General features: G+C 66.4%; 18 protein-coding genes and 1 pseudogene. 2 read left to right on the top strand and 17 right to left on the bottom strand.

Annotated elements, in window-relative coordinates:
- Window positions 1-169: 169 nt before the first annotated feature.
- The 6 genes from ACFU5V_RS24435 to ACFU5V_RS24410 form a co-directional block, all read right to left on the bottom strand.
- Complete coding sequence (locus tag ACFU5V_RS24435) at window positions 170-499, bottom strand: DUF202 domain-containing protein (RefSeq protein WP_378702629.1); 330 nt, start codon at window positions 497-499, stop codon at window positions 170-172.
- Window positions 496-873 (bottom strand): YidH family protein, encoded by a 378-nt coding sequence (locus ACFU5V_RS24430; protein WP_378702627.1) that lies wholly within the window; start codon window positions 871-873, stop codon window positions 496-498. Before ACFU5V_RS24430 ends, ACFU5V_RS24435 begins: the two co-directional genes overlap by 4 nt.
- Window positions 873-1,331 carry a MaoC family dehydratase gene (locus ACFU5V_RS24425; protein ID WP_378702625.1) on the bottom strand — a complete coding sequence of 153 codons (459 nt, stop codon included), beginning with the start codon at window positions 1,329-1,331 and terminating at the stop codon, window positions 873-875. The genes ACFU5V_RS24430 and ACFU5V_RS24425 overlap by 1 nt, the downstream gene beginning before the upstream one ends.
- Window positions 1,332-1,488: 157 nt before the next feature.
- Window positions 1,489-2,544, bottom strand: coding sequence for an ABC transporter substrate-binding protein (locus tag ACFU5V_RS24420; protein ID WP_378702623.1), 1,056 nt, complete (start codon window positions 2,542-2,544; stop codon window positions 1,489-1,491).
- A 117-nt stretch (window positions 2,545-2,661) separates the two neighbouring features.
- Window positions 2,662-3,564 carry an ABC transporter permease gene (locus ACFU5V_RS24415; protein WP_378702621.1) on the bottom strand — a complete coding sequence of 301 codons (903 nt, stop codon included), beginning with the start codon at window positions 3,562-3,564 and terminating at the stop codon, window positions 2,662-2,664.
- A 1-nt stretch (window position 3,565) separates the two neighbouring features.
- A complete protein-coding gene (locus tag ACFU5V_RS24410; RefSeq protein WP_378702710.1) occupies window positions 3,566-4,363 on the bottom strand; it encodes an ABC transporter ATP-binding protein in 798 nt (265 codons plus the stop codon).
- A gap of 284 nt (window positions 4,364-4,647) precedes the next feature.
- Here ACFU5V_RS24410 and ACFU5V_RS24405 point away from each other — a divergent pair, with 284 nt between their 5' ends.
- Window positions 4,648-5,859 (top strand): acyl-CoA dehydrogenase family protein, encoded by a 1,212-nt coding sequence (locus tag ACFU5V_RS24405; RefSeq protein WP_378702619.1) that lies wholly within the window; start codon window positions 4,648-4,650, stop codon window positions 5,857-5,859.
- 103 nt (window positions 5,860-5,962) lie between these two features.
- Here the strand turns inward: ACFU5V_RS24405 and ACFU5V_RS24400 are convergent, their stop codons facing one another.
- The 4 genes from ACFU5V_RS24400 to ACFU5V_RS24385 all read right to left on the bottom strand — a co-directional run bounded on the left by ACFU5V_RS24400 (window position 5,963) and on the right by ACFU5V_RS24385 (window position 10,658).
- Window positions 5,963-6,961 carry an NAD(P)H-dependent flavin oxidoreductase gene (locus ACFU5V_RS24400; RefSeq protein WP_378702617.1) on the bottom strand — a complete coding sequence of 333 codons (999 nt, stop codon included), beginning with the start codon at window positions 6,959-6,961 and terminating at the stop codon, window positions 5,963-5,965.
- Between the two features lie 8 nt (window positions 6,962-6,969).
- On the bottom strand, window positions 6,970-8,115 hold the full coding sequence (locus tag ACFU5V_RS24395; protein ID WP_378702615.1) for an acyl-CoA dehydrogenase family protein: 1,146 nt from the start codon (window positions 8,113-8,115) through the stop codon (window positions 6,970-6,972).
- Between the two features lie 27 nt (window positions 8,116-8,142).
- Window positions 8,143-9,276: a thiolase family protein gene (locus tag ACFU5V_RS24390; protein ID WP_378702613.1), complete on the bottom strand. Its 1,134-nt coding sequence runs from the start codon at window positions 9,274-9,276 to the stop codon at window positions 8,143-8,145.
- Between the two features lie 146 nt (window positions 9,277-9,422).
- Window positions 9,423-10,658: a CaiB/BaiF CoA transferase family protein gene (locus ACFU5V_RS24385; protein WP_378702611.1), complete on the bottom strand. Its 1,236-nt coding sequence runs from the start codon at window positions 10,656-10,658 to the stop codon at window positions 9,423-9,425.
- A gap of 175 nt (window positions 10,659-10,833) precedes the next feature.
- Here ACFU5V_RS24385 and ACFU5V_RS24380 point away from each other — a divergent pair.
- Window positions 10,834-10,964 (top strand): annotated as a pseudogene (locus tag ACFU5V_RS24380) (MBL fold metallo-hydrolase); the annotation flags it as partial.
- A gap of 262 nt (window positions 10,965-11,226) precedes the next feature.
- Here the strand turns inward: ACFU5V_RS24380 and ACFU5V_RS24375 are convergent.
- From ACFU5V_RS24375 to ACFU5V_RS24345, 7 genes are all read right to left on the bottom strand, one after another.
- Window positions 11,227-11,352: a hypothetical protein gene (locus tag ACFU5V_RS24375; RefSeq protein WP_378702609.1), complete on the bottom strand. Its 126-nt coding sequence runs from the start codon at window positions 11,350-11,352 to the stop codon at window positions 11,227-11,229.
- 91 nt (window positions 11,353-11,443) lie between these two features.
- A complete protein-coding gene (locus ACFU5V_RS24370; RefSeq protein ID WP_378702708.1) occupies window positions 11,444-12,223 on the bottom strand; it encodes an alpha/beta fold hydrolase in 780 nt (259 codons plus the stop codon).
- A 23-nt stretch (window positions 12,224-12,246) separates the two neighbouring features.
- On the bottom strand, window positions 12,247-13,437 hold the full coding sequence (locus ACFU5V_RS24365; protein WP_378702607.1) for a CaiB/BaiF CoA transferase family protein: 1,191 nt from the start codon (window positions 13,435-13,437) through the stop codon (window positions 12,247-12,249).
- Window positions 13,438-13,585: 148 nt separating this feature from the next.
- Window positions 13,586-14,512, bottom strand: a complete 927-nt coding sequence (locus tag ACFU5V_RS24360) for a TAXI family TRAP transporter solute-binding subunit (protein ID WP_378702605.1) — start codon at window positions 14,510-14,512, stop codon at window positions 13,586-13,588.
- Entirely contained in the window at window positions 14,505-15,941 is a 1,437-nt protein-coding gene (locus ACFU5V_RS24355) for a sensor histidine kinase (RefSeq protein ID WP_378702603.1), read from the bottom strand. The genes ACFU5V_RS24360 and ACFU5V_RS24355 overlap by 8 nt, the downstream gene beginning before the upstream one ends.
- Before the next feature lie 17 nt (window positions 15,942-15,958).
- Complete coding sequence (locus ACFU5V_RS24350) at window positions 15,959-16,618, bottom strand: response regulator transcription factor (RefSeq protein WP_378702601.1); 660 nt, start codon at window positions 16,616-16,618, stop codon at window positions 15,959-15,961.
- Window positions 16,619-16,676: 58 nt separating this feature from the next.
- On the bottom strand, window positions 16,677-18,077 hold the full coding sequence (locus tag ACFU5V_RS24345; RefSeq protein ID WP_378702599.1) for an MFS transporter: 1,401 nt from the start codon (window positions 18,075-18,077) through the stop codon (window positions 16,677-16,679).
- Between the last annotated feature and the right edge of the window lie 22 nt (window positions 18,078-18,099).

Raw genomic sequence — 18,099 nt, 5'->3', positions numbered from 1 at the left:
GGTGCGCCGAACCGATGCGTGTTCGATCATCGCCCCGCTCTTCGGCCGGGACCACGACGAAGTCACGATTCGATCCTTAGGAAAAAGCGATGGCAGACGGCGGCAACCTCGTCCGGCGTCGTGGCATGGGAACGGTGCCGCGTGACGGCGGCGGTCACCTCCGCGAGGATCACATGAGGATGAAGGTGGCGGCACTGCCGCTCAACAACAGGACGCTCAGCGTCAGCAGCAAGTTGGCCGTCAACGCCGGTGGGGCGGTGCCCGCGGAGAATCTCTCGACCCTGCGAGCGTGCTGGGCGCCGGCCGTCGACAACGCCACGACGCCGAAAAGCAGGCACAACCCTCCCACCGCGAGCACCGCCGGCGCCGGTCCCGGCGAGATCCGCGCGAAAAGGATCGCGTCGGCACCGAACACGATCAGGGTGCGAATCCACGAGAGTGTGGTCCGTTCCGGTTGGAGTCCGGGATCGTCGTGCACGGCGACCGGGGCAGCGCTCACGACAGCAGGACGGACACGAAGGTCGCGCACGCGGCTACGACGAATACCGTGACCACCACGAAGATCCCCGGGAGGGGCAGGCTGCCGCCCGTTCTCATCGCGATCTCGATGCGGAGCCAGCGCAGGAGGGCCACCACCACGAGCACCGCGGCGAACACGAGCAGCGCCACCGCCACGATGCCGCGCAGCGAGGCCGGCAACATGTCACCACTGAACGCCTCGATCGCCAGCGCCGCCGCTACGATGCCGAGGGCCGTGCGTACCCACGCCAGGAAGGTGCGCTCGTTGGCCAGGGTGAATCGCGGATCCGGATCGGAACCGCGCCGCAGTGACCGGGTCAACCGGTTCGTTCGGGTGTCGCCGAGGCTGCGCATCAGAAATAGACTCTGCTCACGCTCTCGGCCACGAGAGCCGGCTTGCTCGCCCCGTCGGCCTCGACCGTGTGCGTCACCACCATCTGCACCACGTCGTCCGACACTGCCGTCGCCTCCGTGAGTACCGCTGTTGACCGGACCTTGGAGCCCACTGGTACCGGGGTGGGGAATCGAACCTTGTTGGACCCGTAGTTGACGCCCATCTTCGCATTCGCCACGCGATAGATCTGCTTTCCGAACATCGGCACGAGCGACAAGGTCAGGTAGCCGTGCGCGACCGGGCCGCCGAACGGACTCTCCCGGGTCGCACGTTCTACGTCGATGTGTATCCACTGACGATCGCCGGTGGCGTCGGCGAACTTGTCGACCTGGTCCTGGGTGACTGTCGTCCAGTCGCTGGTGCCGAGCGTCTCACCCACCGACCCCAGGATGTCGTCCGTGTTCTCGAAGACGCGCATGATGTCACTCCTGTCTCTGGATACTCGAATCGAGGAAACCGCATTTCGGAGCCGACGTCCAAGACGAGTTACCGTGCGCTCCGATAGGGATTACCTCACGATCGAGCCACCCCCGTCCGGCACCGGTGACTACCGGTGCCGGAGGCGGCATGGAGCCCTACCTGCCCGGCGCTGCCGTCAACAGCTCGTCGACCTCAGCCTGTGTCGCCGGTATCGACTCGTCGACCCATTCGCTCTGCGGGGGCATCGGTGCGTTGCGGATGTCGCCCATGATGTGCATCCACGTTCGGGCGCTGTCTTCGGAGAACTCGACGTGGTAGAGCGGGACCGATCGCCGCACGAAGTCGGCGAACGCACCGTCGGCGAGCGTGTTCACGTGATACGGCGACGCCGCCATGATGGAGACCAGTTCGTCGCCGTTGGCGGGATCGCGCATCCAGGCAACCGCCTTCGCGAACGCGCGGCGTAGACCATTCACCTTCTGCGGATTCTGTTGCGCCCACTCGCTTCGCGACCAGTACTGCAAGTAGGAGAAGTCGCCCGTCACGGCGCGCACCTCCTCCGGGTACGCGTCGAGCGGGTCCTTAGGGTTCACGAAGTCGAACAGCACCGGGAAGCCCTCGGCAGACAGCGAAGCCGTGGGGACGTCGCTCACACAGCCCGCATCGACGTTCCCCGTGGACAGGGCGGCGCCGGTACCCTGACCGGAACCGGTCGCCACGAAGGTGACATCGTCCTTGTCGACGCCGGCACCGCGCAGCGCGATCTCGCACATGGTCTGATCCGCGCCACCCAACGCGAGGACACCGACGCTCTTGCCCTTCAACTGTTCCAGCGAGCGCGGCCACCCGGTCTGGGTCAACTCCTTCGATCCGACGATCGAGGGGTACGGACCCTTCTGTCCACTGATCAATTCGAGTTTCTGTCCCTGGCTCAGAAGTGGTTCGACCAAGAACGGATTGAGCAATGCAGCGTCGAGAGAGCCGGAGAGAAGAGCATTCGCAGCCTGCGGTCCCGTCGACACGTCGACGATCTCGACATCGAGACCTTCGTTCGCGAAGAAGCCGAGCTGCTTCGTCAGATACGCGAGATAGGTGGATCCGCCGGCGTAATTCTGGAGGCGCACCGTGGTACCGCCGTCTGCGCCGGATCCTGCGGAGGGCGAACCACAAGCCGTCACCACGGAGAGCGCCACGGCGACAATCGCCACCATACCCTTCGCCGCTCTTCTACTCGATCGTGTTTCAACAGACATACGTGTCCTTCATTGGCGCGGAACCGCTCCTGGTCCGCGAAGATTGAGCAATGCAACTGCACAGAGACGCCGCGGTCACAGGCCTTGCAACTCGTAGCTCTTCCAGTGCAGCTGCCTGCGTTCGATGATGCGCATGACGCCCGAGAAGGTGGTGGCCACGATGACCAGCAGAATCAGGGCAGCGAAGAAGTCCGCGGTCCGGTACGACGTCAACGACAGCTGCATCGACGCACCCAGCCCCGTCGATCCCGACAACATCTCACCGACGACGGCGGAGAGGAAGGCGTAGGTCAACGCCAGCTGCAGGCCGGCGAAGATCGTCGGAACAGCGGAGGGAAGAACGAACTTGCGGAACAGGATCATCCGGCGCGCACCGAGGGTCTTCGCCAGCAACAGGTGATCACGGTTCGCATTCTGCAGTCCGGCGTAGGTGTTGAACATGACGATGAAGAAGCACAGCGAGAGAACCAGAACGACCTTCGACGCCGATCCCAGACCGAACCACAGCACGAACAACGGCGCCAAGGCCAGCCGGGGCAGGTTGTTGAACGCGGTGAAGAAGGGCCGAAAAACCGCGTTCAGCAGCGGAAGCTGAGACAGAATCAATCCGACGGCGATGCCCGCGACCGTGGCCAGAACGAACCCCACCAACGTCTCGTACAGGGTTACCTTCAGATCGGTCAGCAGTGCCCCCGAGACGATGCCGTCGCGAAAGGCGGTCGCGATGGCAGACGGTTTCGACACGTACAGTTCCTGCATCGCACCGGCATCGACCACCACTTCCCAGGCCGCGACGATCAGAATGAGGACGCAGGCCTGCAAAGGCCACACGACACACCGCCGTTCGTGGGCACGGCGGCGCGTCCGGGTGAGCAGGCCGTCGAGCTTCGATGCAGCCGGCTCGCGGTCTCCTGCGGACGAGGGCTCCCCCAACTCCGGCCCTGAACTTTCGGTAGCACTTCGGGTTTCGATCGACATGTCAGGCCACCTTCGCTTTCCCCCGGAACGAGGCGTCGTCGACGACCTCTTCCCGTAGGTCGTGCCAGATCGTCTCGAATATCTGATGGAACCGGTCGTTGCCCTGCAGGTTGATCATCGAACGCGGCCTGGGCAGATCCACTTCGTGGATCGATTTGATCCGCCCCGGGCGTCTGGTCATGATGACCACCCGGTCGGCCAGGCCCACCGCCTCCGTCAGGTCGTGCGTAATCAAGGCGACCGTCATCCTGTTGCGCTCCCAGGCGGCGAGGAACGCGTCGTGCACGTTGATCCGGGTCTGCGCGTCCAGTGCGGAGAACGGTTCGTCCATCAACAGGATTCGCGGCCTCGCGGCAAACGACCGCGCCAACGCCACTCGCTGGCGCATGCCGTGGGAGAGTTGCGCCGCGTAGGCATCGGCGAAATCGCCCAGTCCCATGACACCCAGCGCCTCCCTGGCGCGCTCCTCACGTTCGGCTACCGGCACACCCTGCAGTTCCAGTGCGAGAGCCGCATTACCCAGCGTGGTTCGCCACGGCAGCAGCGAATCTCGGGCCAGCACGTAGCCGACCTCGGGATCGCCCGCCCGCGGCACTCGCCCCGCCACCGTCACCTCACCCACCAGGGGCGTGTCGAGACCGGCCATGGCATTGAGCAAGGTCGTCTTGCCGCAACCCGAGGGACCCACGATCGCCACGAACTCACCGTCCGCAATATCCAGATCGATCTCCTCGAGCGCGTGCACCACTCCGTTACCGGGAGTCGCGAACGCATGCGACACCCCTGACACTCTGATCATCGACACCGTTGCACTTCTCCTCGTCGAGTAATTCCGAAACCCGCCCACACAACCGATCTGTGTTGTGGATCACAGGCATGGATAGCCTGCTGGACCCCCTCGGTGTCGTCCAAGACGAAGCGGCACTGTCGTTCATAGGCCCCGCTGATACTCCGGTGCCATATCCGCGGCCTATCGGACATCGTGCGGAGCACGTCTTGGACAGACGGGAGTCTCGACCCTTTGAATCGACGCAGGTAGATCCGAAGGTGAGAGGTGAAAGTATGACAAGTTCCGATGACACCGTGAGATCTGTGAATCTCACTCCGTCGCCACGTGCCCAGGAGCTACTCGGCGCACTGACGTCGTTCATGGACGAATGCGTGTACCCGGCCGAGGCCGAGGTGACGAAGCAGCGCGCAGCCGGGCTTCCCGCGGGACACGAACCGGCGGTGCTGGATTCGCTGCGCGAGGAGGCCAAGCGGCGCGGGCTGTGGAACCTGTGCGTTCCCGGGTTGTCCGGCCTCGGCTACCTCGACTACGCCTACATCGCCGAGATCACCGGGCGGAGCCCCGACCTTGCACCCAAGTCCATCAACGGTGGCGCACCCGACTCCGTGAACATGGTGATGCTCGACGCCGTCGCCACAGCGGATCAGCGCACCCGATTTCTCGATCCGCTGCTCGACGCCAGGTCCGGTTCCGCGTTCGCCATGACCGAGCCGGCGGTGGCGAGTAGCGACGCGTCCAACATCGCCACCACCGTTCGCCGAGACGGTGACGAGTACGTCGTCGATGGCCACAAGTGGTACATCAGCGGTGCTGCAAACCCCCGGTGCAGCGTACTTTTCGTGGTCGGGATGAGCGACCCCACAGCGTCCGCTCACCGTAGACACAGCGTTGTCGCGGTCCCGGCCGATGCTCCCGGCGTCACCATTCACCGTGCGATGTCGGTCTTCGGGTACGACGACGATTCCGCCGAGATCAGTTTCGACAGCGTCCGCGTCCCCGTCGCGAACAGACTCGGCGAGGAGGGCCACGGCTTCGCCGTCGGGCAGGTGCGCCTCGCCGCCGCACGGCTGCAGCACTGCATGCGCATGGTCGGCCTCGCCGAGCGGGCGTTGGAACTGACCTGCCGCAGGGCCGAAGAGCGCGTGGCTTTCGGTGGGACCCTCAGCCAGAAGGGGCAACTCGCCGCGCAGGTCGCCGAATCTCGGATCGCGCTCGATCAGACCCGGTTGTTCGTCCTTCACGCCGCGGCGCTCGTCGACTCGCTCGGTTCCCGCGTCGCCCAGAGCCAGATCTCGGCGGCCAAGGTACTCGCCATGCGGACCGCGGTCACGGTGCTCGACCGCGCCGTCGGCGTGCACGGCGCGATGGGTGTGTCGGCAGACAGCCCACTCGCACGATGGTGGGCACTGGCGCGGGGCCTGCACATTGCCGACGGCCCCGAAGAAGTGCACCTGGAAGTTCTGGCCCGCAACGAACTTGCCGCACAGGAGGCCCTCGCTCGCTAACGGACACAGCCCGAACCGATCGCCCGACCACAGTGATCACAGACGACACCGGGAGGAGCCGCACTGGCTCCTCCCGGTGTCGTCTTCACGTGTTCTGCGTCGGTCAGGAGCCGGCGAGGACGGCGTCACTCCCCGCGCACAGACCGGCAAGGCGGCCCTGGATCAGGTCCTCGGCCTCCGCGACGATGCGCGTGACCAGCTCGGCAACGGTGGGGATGTCGTGAATCAGGCCCTGCGACATACCCGCTGCCCAGACACCGGCCTCCGGATCGCCGAGTTCGTACACCGTCCGGCCACGCGCACCGGCGACCAGGTCACGAACATCGTCGAACACTCCCCCCGCGGAGAGTACGCTGACCACCTCACGGCTGACCGAATTGCTGGCGACGCGCGAGGTATTGCGCAGTTGCCGGAAGATCAGCTCGGTATCGAGTTCGGACGAGTCGACGATCTGCTGTTTGACCGTCTCGTGGATCGGCGATTCGGCCGTGCACATGAACCGGGTGCCCATGTTGACCCCCTCGGCGCCCAGTGCCAACGCTGCCGCCAGCCCACGCCCGTCCGCGAATCCGCCGGACGCGATGAAGGGAATCTTCAGTGCCCGTGCCGCCGCGGGGATCAGGATGAGTCCCGGAACGTCGTCCTCGCCGGGGTGTCCTGCGCATTCGAATCCGTCGATGCTCAGCGCGTCGACGCCCAGCGCCTCCGCTTTCAACGCGTGCCGGACGCTGGTGCACTTGTGCACCACCTTTACACCCGCCGCACGGAAGGCCGGCATGTGCGGCTCCGGGTTGTTTCCGGCCGTCTCGACGATCTTCACCCCCGACTCGATGATCGCATCGCGATACTCGGCGTACGGCGGCGGGCTGATTGACGGCAGGGTGGTGAGGTTGACGCCGAACGGCTTGTCCGTCATTTCACGGCAACGCGCGATCTCCACCGCCAGCGCGTCCGGGCTCGGTTGGGTCAACGCGGTGATGAATCCGAGCGCACCCGAGTTCGCCACCGCGGCCACGAGGTCGGCCCGCCCCACCCACTGCATTCCACCCTGGACGACGGGGTGCGTGACCCCGAACAGCTCGGTGAATCGTGTCTTCAACATCGGTTCTCCTACAGACCCAGCGACTTGCTGACGATCGACTTACACACCTCGGTCGTCCCCGCAAAGATGCGTGTGACACGGGCATCCGCGTACATCCGGGCGATCGGGTACTCCATCATGAACCCGTAGCCGCCGTGCAACTGCAGGCAGCGGTCGATCACTCGGGCCTGCAACTCGGTGCTGTACACCTTGACCTTCGCCGCGTCCGCGGCGGTGAGCGTGCCCTCGTCGAGTTCCTCGAGTGCGCGGTCCACCATCGTGCGGCCCGCCTCGATCTCGATCGCGCACGAGGCGAGCTCGAACTTGGTGTTCTGGAAGCTGCTGATGGTGGTGCCGAACGCCTTGCGTTCCTTGACGTACTCGACGGTCATGTCCAATGCGGCCTCCGCGCTGGCCTGCGCGTTGACCGCGGTGGCGAGGCGCTCCTGCGGGAGGTTGAACCCCAGGTACCCGAAGGCCTTGCCCTCCTCGCCCAGCAGGTTCTCCACCGGCACCCGGACGTCGGTGAACGACAACTCGGCGGTGTCCTGCGCCTTCAGACCCAGCTTCTTCAGGTTGCGACCGCGCTCGAAGCCCGGCATACCGTCCTCGACAACCAACAGCGACAGCCCGTCCCGCCGGTTCTCCCCCTTGCTGGTGCGTGCGACCACCACGACGAGGTCACAGTTGATGCCGCCGGTGATGAAGGTCTTGGCGCCGTTGAGGACGTAGTGATCGCCGTCGCGCACCGCGGTGGTCGCCATACCCGCCAAGTCGGATCCGGTACCAGGCTCAGTCATCGCGATCGACCCGACGATGTGTCCCGTCGCCATGCCCGGGAACCACCGCTGACGCTGCTCCTCGGTCGCGTACTCGAGGAAGTACGGGAGCAGGACGTTGGTGTGCAGCATCAGGCCGCCCAGGCTTGCGTTGGAGCGCACCAACTCCTCGGCGACGACCGCGCTGAACTTGAAGCTCGTGATGCCCGCCCCACCGTACTCCTCGGGGATCTGCAGGCCGGTGATGCCGATCTCGCCGGCCTTGTGGAACACCGTCTTGTCCACCACGCCGGTCTCGGCCCATTCCTCGTAGTGGGGTGCGACGTCGCGGGCCAGGAACTCCCGCACGACCTTGCGGAAGGTCTCGTGGTCCTCGTTGTACACAGTGCGCTTCATGTCATAATTCCTTCTGTTCGGTAGTGGTCAGAGCAGTTCGAGGATGGTGGCGTTGGCCATGCCGCCGCCCTCACACATCGTCTGCAGTCCGTATCGAATCCCGTTGTCCCGCATGTGATGCACCAGTCGTGTCATCAGAACGGCACCGGAACCACCGAGGGGATGGCCGACCGCGATCGCACCGCCCAGTGGGTTCACCAGGGCCGGGTCGGCCCCCGTCTCCGCGAGCCATGCCAGCGGCACCGACGCGAACGCCTCGTTGACTTCGAATGCGCCGATGTCGGCGATCGACAGCCCGGAGCGCTCGAGTGCCTTCGCGGTCGCCGGGATGGGTCCGGTCAGCATGATCACCGGGTCGTCGCCGGCCATCACGGCGGTGTGGATCCGGGCGATCGGCTTCAGCCCGAGCTGACGCGCCTTCTCACTGGTGGTCACCAGCAGCGCACCGGAACCGTCGGAAATCTGTGAGGCGTTGCCGGCGTGAATGACGCCGTCCTCCTTGAACGAGGTCTTCAGTCCGGCCAGCTTGTCGACGGTGGTCCCGCGCCGAATTCCCTCGTCCAGGTCCAGGACACCGGGCAGCGATGCGACCTGGGCAGTCAATGCACCGGAATCGATCGCGGCGGCGGCCTTCTCGTGCGAACTGACCGCGAAGTCGTCGAGCTGTCGACGGGTGAACGCCCACTTCTCGGCAATCATCTCCGCCCCGACACCCTGGTTGAACGTCTCGACCCCGAAGCGGTCCAGAACCGTGTGTCCGAAAGGATGCCCCGATTGGCGACTCGATCCCATCGGCACACGCGACATCGACTCCACTCCGCCGGCAACCGCCACGTCGTACTGACCTGCAATGACCCCTGCGGCCGCGAAGTGCAACGCCTGCTGACTCGAACCGCACTGCCGATCCACGGTCGTCGCCGGCACCGACGTCGGCCAACCTGCGGCGAGCACGCCGCTCCGACCGATGTTGTTCGCCTGATCCCCGACCTGACCGACACAGCCCCATACGACGTCGTCGACGACTGCCGGATCGATTCCGGTCCGCTCCGCCAGTGCCTTCAACACGTGGGCGGACAAGTCCGCCGGATGTATCTCTGCCAAGGATCCGTTGCGTCTGCCGACCGGAGTTCGTACCGCATCGACGATGACTGCATCCCGCATTTGTGGCTCCTTCGCGCCTCGGTTCAATTCACACTCAAATCAATCAGCCTGCGTCGTAACGCACAAAGACGCGAATACGAACAGAGCGATCGGATGGTGCTATGGGTGTCCGCACCGCCGAACGCGGCGCCCGCCCAAGGGACGGGTCAGACTGCGAAGTCTCGGACTGCATCCGGCTGCGCGACAATCCCGGCCTCTATCAACGCGTCGATCTCGGCAATATCCACACCGACGTCCCTCAGCACGGCACCAGAATGCTCACCCAGTTCCGGCGCCGGATCCGTGGACGAACGCGGCACTCCGCCAATGCGGTACGGCAGGCCCACGTATTTCCCGCCGTTCTCATGTGTGTCCGTGCGGAAGATTCCACTCGCGTGCACGTCGCCGGATTCGAGGACCTGCGCGTACCGGCGGACCGCACCCACGACGATGCCGTTGTCCGACAGCCACTTCACACAACGCTCGGTGCTCATGGCGGACAGAGCGTCAGAGAGAATCTGCAGCAGCATCGAGCGATGTCGGACCCGAAGCGGATTCGAGGCGAATCGTGGATCGGTGAGCAGATCGGTGCGGTCGATGAGTCGGCAAAGTGTGCCCCAGTGTTCATCCGTGTACGCGGACATCACAATGTGCCCGTCCGTCGTGCGGATCACATCGGCCGCCGGCGCCACCGTCGGCTGACCATTGCCCATCCGGGTCGGTTCGCGACCGGTGTCGAAGAATTCTTCCCAGTTGGCTGCCTGGAGGTGAATCGCGACCTCCAGCAACGAGATTTCGATCTCGGCGCCTTCGCCGGTGCGTTCACGACGAAACAACGCGGCCAGAATGGCCTGAGCGAGCGAACTTGCCGTCGAGGCATCTACGACGGGCAGTCCCACCCGGAGGGGGTCGCCGCCCGCTTCACCGGTCACGGACATGATCCCGCTTTCCGCCTGTGCCGCGATGTCGAGTCCCGGACGGTTGCGTGACGGACCGTGCATTCCGAAGCCGGTAACCGACGCATAGATCGCTCGCGGATTCAATTCCCGCACAGCTGCCGGACCCAGACCCAGCCGCTCCATCGCACCGGGACGCATGTTCTGCACCACCACATCTGCGTCGGCGACCAACTGCAGAGCCAGCTTCCTGCCGCGCTCGTCGCGCAGGTCGACGGCGAGCGATCGCTTGCCTCGGTTGTATGCCCGGATCATCGCGTCACCGAACGCCCCGATCCGGCGGGCCTGGTCGCCGTACAGCGGCTCGACCTTGACGACCTCGGCACCCAGTTCGGCGAGGACGGCGGTCGCAGCCGGTGCCGCGATGTACTGACCGAAGTCGATCACCTTGACACCCGAGAGCGGGCCGCATTCCTCGGTCGCATGTCGCGTCGGTCGGATCTCCATGCTGTCTTGTCTCCTCGCTGCCGGGCTGCCGCGGGTCCGTCATGGAATCCGCGCCCTCGATCGTCCTTCGCGGATGGCCACAGTGGAAGGTTCCATTTGCGATGGCAGCAATAGGTTTCGCCGATCAGTCGACAGGCGTTCGCTCTGATGGGGTGGTGTGGTCCGCGAAATGCAGGTGATCGTGATCGTCCCGCTGATCTCCGCCGAAACGGCCGCCGCGGGCTGGGACTGTATCGCGAGCACCGCCGGGAGCGGCCGGTGACCGTGGTGATCTTCTCGCACTGCCACATCGATCATTTCGGTGGGCACGAACTGCGCAACGGTCCGGTCGGAACACCGACCGTGACCGCCGCCCCGGACATCATGGGCGCACTGACGGAACTGGCCGGCTATCTGGATGCACCGGACCCGGATTTCGCCATCGTGACGCCGTGACACCGGATCGCCGTCACCACGATCCTGCAGGTCGGCGTAGAGCTTCGCTGCGACAGGGAAGCCGGCAAGGCCAAGCTGTACGCGTCCGAGGTGGCGATGGACATCGCCCACAACGCCACCCGCATCCTCGGTGCTACGACGCGCCTCCGCCACCGACGTCCAGACCGCCTTCGGGCGGAGCTGCGGCCCGCACGTTGAGCGAGGACGTCGAGTTCAGGTTCACGCTCCCGGCGTCGGCCACCGCGACGAGTGCGGTCAACTTCTTGACCCACCCACCTCCCCGGTCTCATCGCCGTCCCGCACTATCAGCACGCGACATATGACAGCGAGGCCGATCACGAGGAAGATTGTCAATGCCCGGCGAGGAAGTTGATCGCCGTGGTGCTCGCGACTTCGCGTTCTTCCTCGAAGTAGGCGTGCCGTGCGCCGGGGAGCAATTGCACGCGCGCGTCCGGGATCCGTTCGGCGAGTAGTGGCGCGTTGTCGACCGGGGAGAGCAGGTCGTCGGTCCCGTGCAGGACGAGGGTCGGCGCGCTGATCGACGGCAGCGCGTCCCACGCGTCGTGCCCGTTGCTTGCCCGCAGGTGTGCGAGCCGGGCGTGCGCGGGCATGTCGGCATCCCCGAGGGTGTTGTAGGGTCCGGGGTTTCGATCGAGCCACTCCCGGGTGTACATCAACTCCAGCAGCGCGCTGCGCGACCGTTCGGGATCGGGGTGCGCCAGGTTCGCGCGCACTTCGCGGCTTCGCTCCACCGCATGGGTTCCGCCCGGGGAGGTGCAGCCGAGGATCAGGGCGCGAACACGCCGGGGATGACGCGCCGCGACCCATTGCGCCACCCGGCCTCCCATCGAGGTGCCGTAGACGTGCGCCGTCTCGATGCCGAGCGCGTCCAGCACGCGCATCGCGTCCTCGGCGAACAGTTCTGTGCTGTAGTCGGTCTCGGGTTTTCCGCTGGATCCGGTTCCGCGGTAGTCGATCGTGACGGTGTGGAATTTCTTGTCGAAGTCCGTGCGAACGCGATCCCACCAGTGATGGTTGTTGCCTTGACCGGCGAGCAGCAGCAGCGACGGTCCGGTGCCGGACTCCTGGTATGCGATCGGCGTTCCGTCGGACGCCACGGCATGGGGCACTGCGGCGTGGGGCACTGCGGGCCTCAGACCGTGTCTGCCGTGCGGAGTTCGGAGATCGCGGCATCGGTGTAGCCGAGTTCCCCCAGGATGGCATCGGTATGCGCGCCCAGGGCCGGGACCGGATCGAATCGCGGCTCCACACCGCTGAGGTTCGCAGGCGGCAGCAGCGCCCGCGCCGGGCCGCCCGGGGTCTGCACCTCCCGCCAACGATCCCGGCCGGCCAGGGACGGGTGCGACAGGAAGTCCGATACGGTGCCCAGCCGCCCGTTGGCGATCGACACCTTGTCGAGCAGCGCGAGGGCGTCGTCGGTGCTGAGCAGACGCGTCCGCTCGGAGATCATCGCGTTGCACTCCTCGCGGTGCTCCACCCGCGAGGAGTTGCGGCAGAAGCGCGGGTCGGTGGCGATCGACGCGTCGCCGAGCACCTCCGCGCAGAACGCGGACCATTCGCGGTCGTTCTGGATCGACAGCAGGACCGTGCCGTCGGCGGTGGGGAACGGACCGTACGGGGCGATCGTCGCGTGTTCCGCTCCGACGCGGCTCGGCTGCCGGCCCCCGTATTCGGTGTAGTAGGCGGGCGAGCCCATCCATTCGCCGAGCGCCTCGAACAAGGCGACCTCGACGGCGCGGGCCGTGCCGGTGGTGGCGCGCGTGTACAGCGCGGACAGGATCCCGCTGTACGCGTACATCCCGGCTGCGATGTCGGCGATCGACACTCCGGCCTTGGACGGGCACTCGTCGGGGCCGGTCAGCGACATCAGTCCGGATTCGCCCTGGACGAGCATGTCGTAGGCCTTGCGCTCGGACCAGGGGCCGGTGTTGCCGTAGCCGGACACGTCGCACGGAATCAGCGTGGGGTACCGCTGCTGGAGCGACTGCGCGTCGAGGTTCATCCGGGCCGCGGCGCCGGGGGCCAGATTCTGCACGAAGACGTCCGCTGTGGACAACAGCTTTTCGAGGATGTCGCGGCCCTCGTCGGATTTCAGGTCCAGCGTCAGGGACTCCTTGGAGCGGTTGAGCCAGACGAAATAGCTCGATTCGCCGTGCACGGTCTCGTCGTACCGCCGTGCGAAGTCGCCGGTGTCGGGACGTTCCACCTTGATCACCCGGGCACCGAGGTCGGCCAGTTGCCGGGTCGCGAAGGGCGCGGCGACGGCTTGTTCGATGCTCACGACGGTGATCCCTGCGAGCGGTAGGGCGGTCTGCGATGCCATGAAGCCAGCCTTCCTCGAAATGTACGGCCATTTTGCAGCCGGACACGGGCAGTAGTCAACCGGGTGGACCCGAGGTTTTACATGCAGTTGAGGTTGGCGGCGGTGACGATCCGCGACCGCCGGACGTTATGGCCGTACATGACGGCCGTCAGCCGTGGTGGCGCCGGTATGCCGCGACCGCTCCCGGGTGACGCGGGACCCCCGCCGTCTGGATCAGCGACCGGACGTCGAGGAACTGGGCTCCGACGGTGTCGGGAGGAATCAGGTCCTGCGCCCGGTCGACGAGAAGATCCACGAGCGCACCGGCAACGGCGTCCGGCAGCTGCGGCGAGGCGACGAGCAGGCTGGGTACGCCCACCGTCGCGGTCTCGGCAGTGTCACCGTACGTCCGGGCCGGCACCGAAACCGGTTCGTACATCGGCCCGTAGACCCTGCGCATCTCCACGTACTCAGCGGACAGGTCGAGTAGCCGAATCCCCCCGTCCGGACCGTGCCCGGGCCGCGGCACCGCCGCCGGAGTCGGCACGCCCCCGGCCCACAGCGCGGCCGCGACGGTGCCGTCGGCGAGAGAATCGAGGACGGTGGTGAGCGAGACCGGGCGCACGGTCACATCGTCGACGGTCAGCCCGCTCGCCTCGAGCACCCGCCGCCCGGTCTGCGCGGTCCCCGAGCCCGGGGAGCCGAGGCTGATCGTCTGCCCGCGAAGATCTTTCATCGACCGGATCGGTGAGCGCGCGGGCACCGCGCACTGGAGATAGTTTTCGTACACCCGGCCGATGGCCAGCATCGGGGTGTCCGACAGCACGGCCGAATCGGCCAATGTGAGCCCGATCAGAGCCTCCCCCGACGCCAGCAGCGACAGATTCTCCAGCGAACCGGTGGTGTACCGCACCGACAAGCGCAGATCCCCACTCCCGGTGGCCGCGGTGTCCGCGAGCAACTCCGCGAATTCGGACTGGAATCCGTCGCGCTCACCGGACGCGATTTCGTACGTCCCCGACGGCTGGGTCCGGGCACACCCGGACAGTGCGACCGCCGCGGCCACACCGCCGAGGAACTGTCGCCGGTTAATCATTTTCGGGTGTCTCCACGTGCGGTTCGAGCCACAAGCGTACGCGTAGACCACCCGCGGGGGCCTCGTCGATGGCGAGTCGGCCACCGTACGCGGCGGCGACCACCTCGACGATGGACAGGCCGAGTCCCGTTCCGGCCTGGTCGCTGGCCCGGAAGAAGCGATCGGTGAGTTTGGCGCGCAGTTCCGCCGGGACGCCCGGGCCGTCGTCGGCCACCCACACGCACACCTGCGTGTGGTCCTGTGAGCGCTCCACGCCGACGCCGATCTCGATGGTGGGGTGGGGGCCCGCGTATCGGGAGGCGTTGTCGATCAGCACGTCGAGCACCTGGGACAGATCGTTCTCGGCAATCGCGACCGGAACACGGTCGACGCCGGGTGCCGCGACGGTCGTCAGGCGCGCACCGCGTTCCCGGGCCGTCACCGACCAGAAGTCGACCCGGTCGGCGACCACCGACAGGGCGTCGCAGGCCGTCTCGGCTCCGAAGCGCGGCGTTTCGGCGGAGGCGAGGGAGAGCAGGCTGTCGAGGATCGTCTGCAAACGTTTGGCCTCCTCGGTGACGAGGTGATAGTCCTCGCGCGCGTCGTCCGGTATCCCGTCGTCGAGGAGGTCGAGACGAAACTGCAACGCCGCGAGCGGATTCCGCAGCTGGTGCGCGGTGTCGGCGATCAGACGCTGCTGCGCGTCCGCGGCCCGCAACACCGCCGAGGACATCACGTCGAACGAATGCGCAAGCCGGCGCACCTCGGGAGGTCCACCCGCGGCGGTGACGGGCAAGACGGACGGCGGAGGCTCGGACGCCGGCGGCGTCCTCGCGTCGGGCATGCGGCGGATGAGTTGCACGATTCCGGTGGAGAGGTTCGCGAGCGGTCCGAGCACCCACCGGCTCAAACCGATTGCGAGAACACCGAACGCGACCAGCGCGAGTACTGCGCCGGCCGCGATGACGGCCCACTGCCGGAGGATGTCGGTGCGGGCCTCGGCGGTCGAGGCGCGCAGCACGATGGTGCCGTTCACCTGAGCGCCCGACCCCACCGGTTTGACGAAGAGGGCGTCGTCGTCGCTCCACGGGTACAGCCGGTCGACGGTGGAGACCCGCTCGTTGCGCAGTCCGCTGCGTATCGCGGCGTCGATGCCGGGTTCGCTGCCGTCGAGGCCCACACCCAGGGTGGGCACACCGCGGGTGGAGACCACGAGAACGCCCTCGCCGTACACGTCGTCGTACGCGTCCACCTCGCCTTCGATTCTGGCGGGGTCGCCGGTCCGGACGTATTCCTCGGCGAGGACGGCGAACCGTTGGATGTCGCCCTCGCGACCGAGGGTGAACTCCTGTGTCCGTGAGTCGGCGGTCGCAATCGCGAGGGGGATCGCGAAACTCGCGACCGCGCAGGATCCGAGGATCGCGAGGATGAGCAGTAGCCGTCGGCGCATATCGTTTCGACCTCCGGTCAGCACACCCAGCGGTAGCCGAAACCACGGATGGTGCTGATCAGCCCGGGCCGGTCCAGCTTGGCCCGCAGTGTGCCGATGTGGACGTCGAGCGAGCGTGAGACCGCGACGAACGCGTCACCCCAGACCCGATCCATCAATTGCTGACGGCTGACCGCGGCACCCGGGTTCTCGAGCAGAATCTCCAGCAGGGAGAACTCCTTCGACGTCAGGTCCACGTCGGTGCCCGCCACGGTGACGGTGCGGGAATCGAGGTCGACGCGCACATCCCCGGTGACCACTTCCCGCGGCACGCCGCCTTCGACGGCCAGGCTTCGTCGGCGCACCACCTCGATGCGCGCGAAGAGCTCCGACATCCGGGCCGGCTTGACCAGGTAGTCGTCGGCGCCGCCGCGCAGCCCGCGCACCACCGACCGCTCGTCGTCGCGGGCGGTGAGGATGATGACGGGGACGCCGCTGACCTGGCGCAGCTGACGCAGCACCTCGAGTCCGTCGCGGTCCGGTAACCCGAGATCGAGCAGGACGAAGTCCACCTCGCCGTGGTGCAGCAGCAGCTCCGACCCGAACCTCATCCGCACAGGCTGGTGCGCCTGCCGGGTCAGCCCCGCGACGAGTGCGTTGCCGACGCCGTCGTCGTCCTCGACCACCGCGATGCGCATAACCGGCATTGTCCCCCGGCCACGGTGGGCCGGGGGAACAATGCCGGGGGCGGCGGGATCAGACACGCTCGAGTTCGCGGCCGTCACGGTCGTCCTCGCGCCCGTCGCGAGCGGGGCCGTCCGTCGCGGGATCGAGGGTGGTGCCGCCCTTGCCCTTGGGCATGAACAGTGCCGCGACGAGGGTCAGCGCGGAGCAGCCGACGACGTAGTAGAAGAAGACCGATTCGTGTCCGGCCTGCTTCAGGGCCAGTGCGAGCGGTTCGGCGGTACCGCTGAACAGGGCTGCGGTGATCGCGTGCGGCAGGCCGACACCGAGTGCACGCACCTTCGTCGGGAACAGTTCCGCCTTGACGATCGCGCTCAGCGCGCTGTAGGCGGTGACGATGACCAGTCCGGTCATCATCAGCCCGAACGCGACGAACGCGTTGGTGGTGTTGCCGAGGACGGTGAGGATCGGCACGGTCAGCGCGGTCGAGCCGATACCGAAGAACAGCATGACCTTGCGGCGGCCGATGCGGTCGGAGATGAGGCCGGCCACGGGCTGCATCAGCATGTAGACGAACAGTGCGGCGAAGTTGATCCACGCCACCGTTTCCGGGGCGATGCCCGAGGTGTTGATCATGTACTTCTGCAGGTACGTGGTGTACGTGTAAAACGCGACCGTGCCGCCGATCGCGAGGCCGAAGACCATGGCGAGTTGCTTCGGGTACTGCAGCAGCAGACGGAGCGTGCCACGCTTGGCCGACGGCGTCGTGCCGGACGCCTTCTCGGCCGCGATCCGCGCGGCCTCGTCCTTGTACTGGTCCGACTCGTCCATTCCGCGGCGGAAGAGCATCACGGTCACGGCGGCGATTGCGCCGATCACGAACGGAATACGCCAGCCCCACGCCTGCATCTGGTCGAGGGTGAGGATCTGCAGCAGGATGATCTGGACGCCGAGCGCGGCGAGCTGACCGAGGATGATCGACACATACTGGAAGCTCGAGTAGAAGCCGCGTCGGCCGGGCGTCGCGACCTCGGACAAGTACGTGGCGCTGGAGGCGAATTCGCCTCCCACGGACAGGCCTTGGACCAGTCGCGCCGTCACCAGCAGTGCCGGGGCGAGCATCCCGATCGCCTCGAAACTCGGTGTCGCAGCGATGATCAGCGAGCCTGCGGCCATCATCAGCACCGACAACGTCAGCGCGTTCTTGCGCCCGTAGCGGTCCGCGTACCGACCCAGGATGTAGCCACCGATCGGGCGCATGAGGAATCCGACGGCGAAAACCAGTGCCGTGGAGAGCAGCTGGGCGGTCGTGCTGCTCTTCGGAAAGAAGGACGCCGCGAAGAACACACTGAACGCTGCATAGACGAACCAGTCGTACCACTCGACGAGATTGCCGATGCAGCCGCGAACCACGTTCGCAACAACCCGCCTCTCGCCGGTCGACGACGCTGGGTTCGAAGTCGTGTGTCGCATGATGTTCCTTCCTCGACTGCTG

It is taken from the genome of Rhodococcus sp. NPDC057529, assembly GCF_042802055.1.
GTDB lineage: Bacteria > Actinomycetota > Actinomycetes > Mycobacteriales > Mycobacteriaceae > Rhodococcus_F.
The sequence above is the reverse complement of the archived record's forward strand: the minus strand, read 5'-3'. Positions and strand labels throughout refer to the sequence as shown.

Coding starts and splice junctions, on each gene's coding strand:
- ACFU5V_RS24360 (WP_378702605.1), bottom strand. CDS start 14,512: ATGATTAACCGGCGACAGTTCCTCGGCGGTGTGGCCGCGGCGGTCGCA.
- ACFU5V_RS24365 (WP_378702607.1), bottom strand. CDS start 13,437: ATGGCATCGCAGACCGCCCTACCGCTCGCAGGGATCACCGTCGTGAGC.
- ACFU5V_RS24385 (WP_378702611.1), bottom strand. CDS start 10,658: ATGGAGATCCGACCGACGCGACATGCGACCGAGGAATGCGGCCCGCTC.
- ACFU5V_RS24350 (WP_378702601.1), bottom strand. CDS start 16,618: ATGCGCATCGCGGTGGTCGAGGACGACGACGGCGTCGGCAACGCACTC.
- ACFU5V_RS24410 (WP_378702710.1), bottom strand. CDS start 4,363: ATGATCAGAGTGTCAGGGGTGTCGCATGCGTTCGCGACTCCCGGTAAC.
- ACFU5V_RS24430 (WP_378702627.1), bottom strand. CDS start 873: ATGCGCAGCCTCGGCGACACCCGAACGAACCGGTTGACCCGGTCACTG.
- ACFU5V_RS24425 (WP_378702625.1), bottom strand. CDS start 1,331: ATGCGCGTCTTCGAGAACACGGACGACATCCTGGGGTCGGTGGGTGAG.
- ACFU5V_RS24345 (WP_378702599.1), bottom strand. CDS start 18,077: ATGCGACACACGACTTCGAACCCAGCGTCGTCGACCGGCGAGAGGCGG.
- ACFU5V_RS24415 (WP_378702621.1), bottom strand. CDS start 3,564: ATGTCGATCGAAACCCGAAGTGCTACCGAAAGTTCAGGGCCGGAGTTG.
- ACFU5V_RS24400 (WP_378702617.1), bottom strand. CDS start 6,961: ATGTTGAAGACACGATTCACCGAGCTGTTCGGGGTCACGCACCCCGTC.
- ACFU5V_RS24390 (WP_378702613.1), bottom strand. CDS start 9,276: ATGCGGGATGCAGTCATCGTCGATGCGGTACGAACTCCGGTCGGCAGA.
- ACFU5V_RS24355 (WP_378702603.1), bottom strand. CDS start 15,941: ATGCGCCGACGGCTACTGCTCATCCTCGCGATCCTCGGATCCTGCGCG.
- ACFU5V_RS24420 (WP_378702623.1), bottom strand. CDS start 2,544: ATGGTGGCGATTGTCGCCGTGGCGCTCTCCGTGGTGACGGCTTGTGGT.
- ACFU5V_RS24395 (WP_378702615.1), bottom strand. CDS start 8,115: ATGAAGCGCACTGTGTACAACGAGGACCACGAGACCTTCCGCAAGGTC.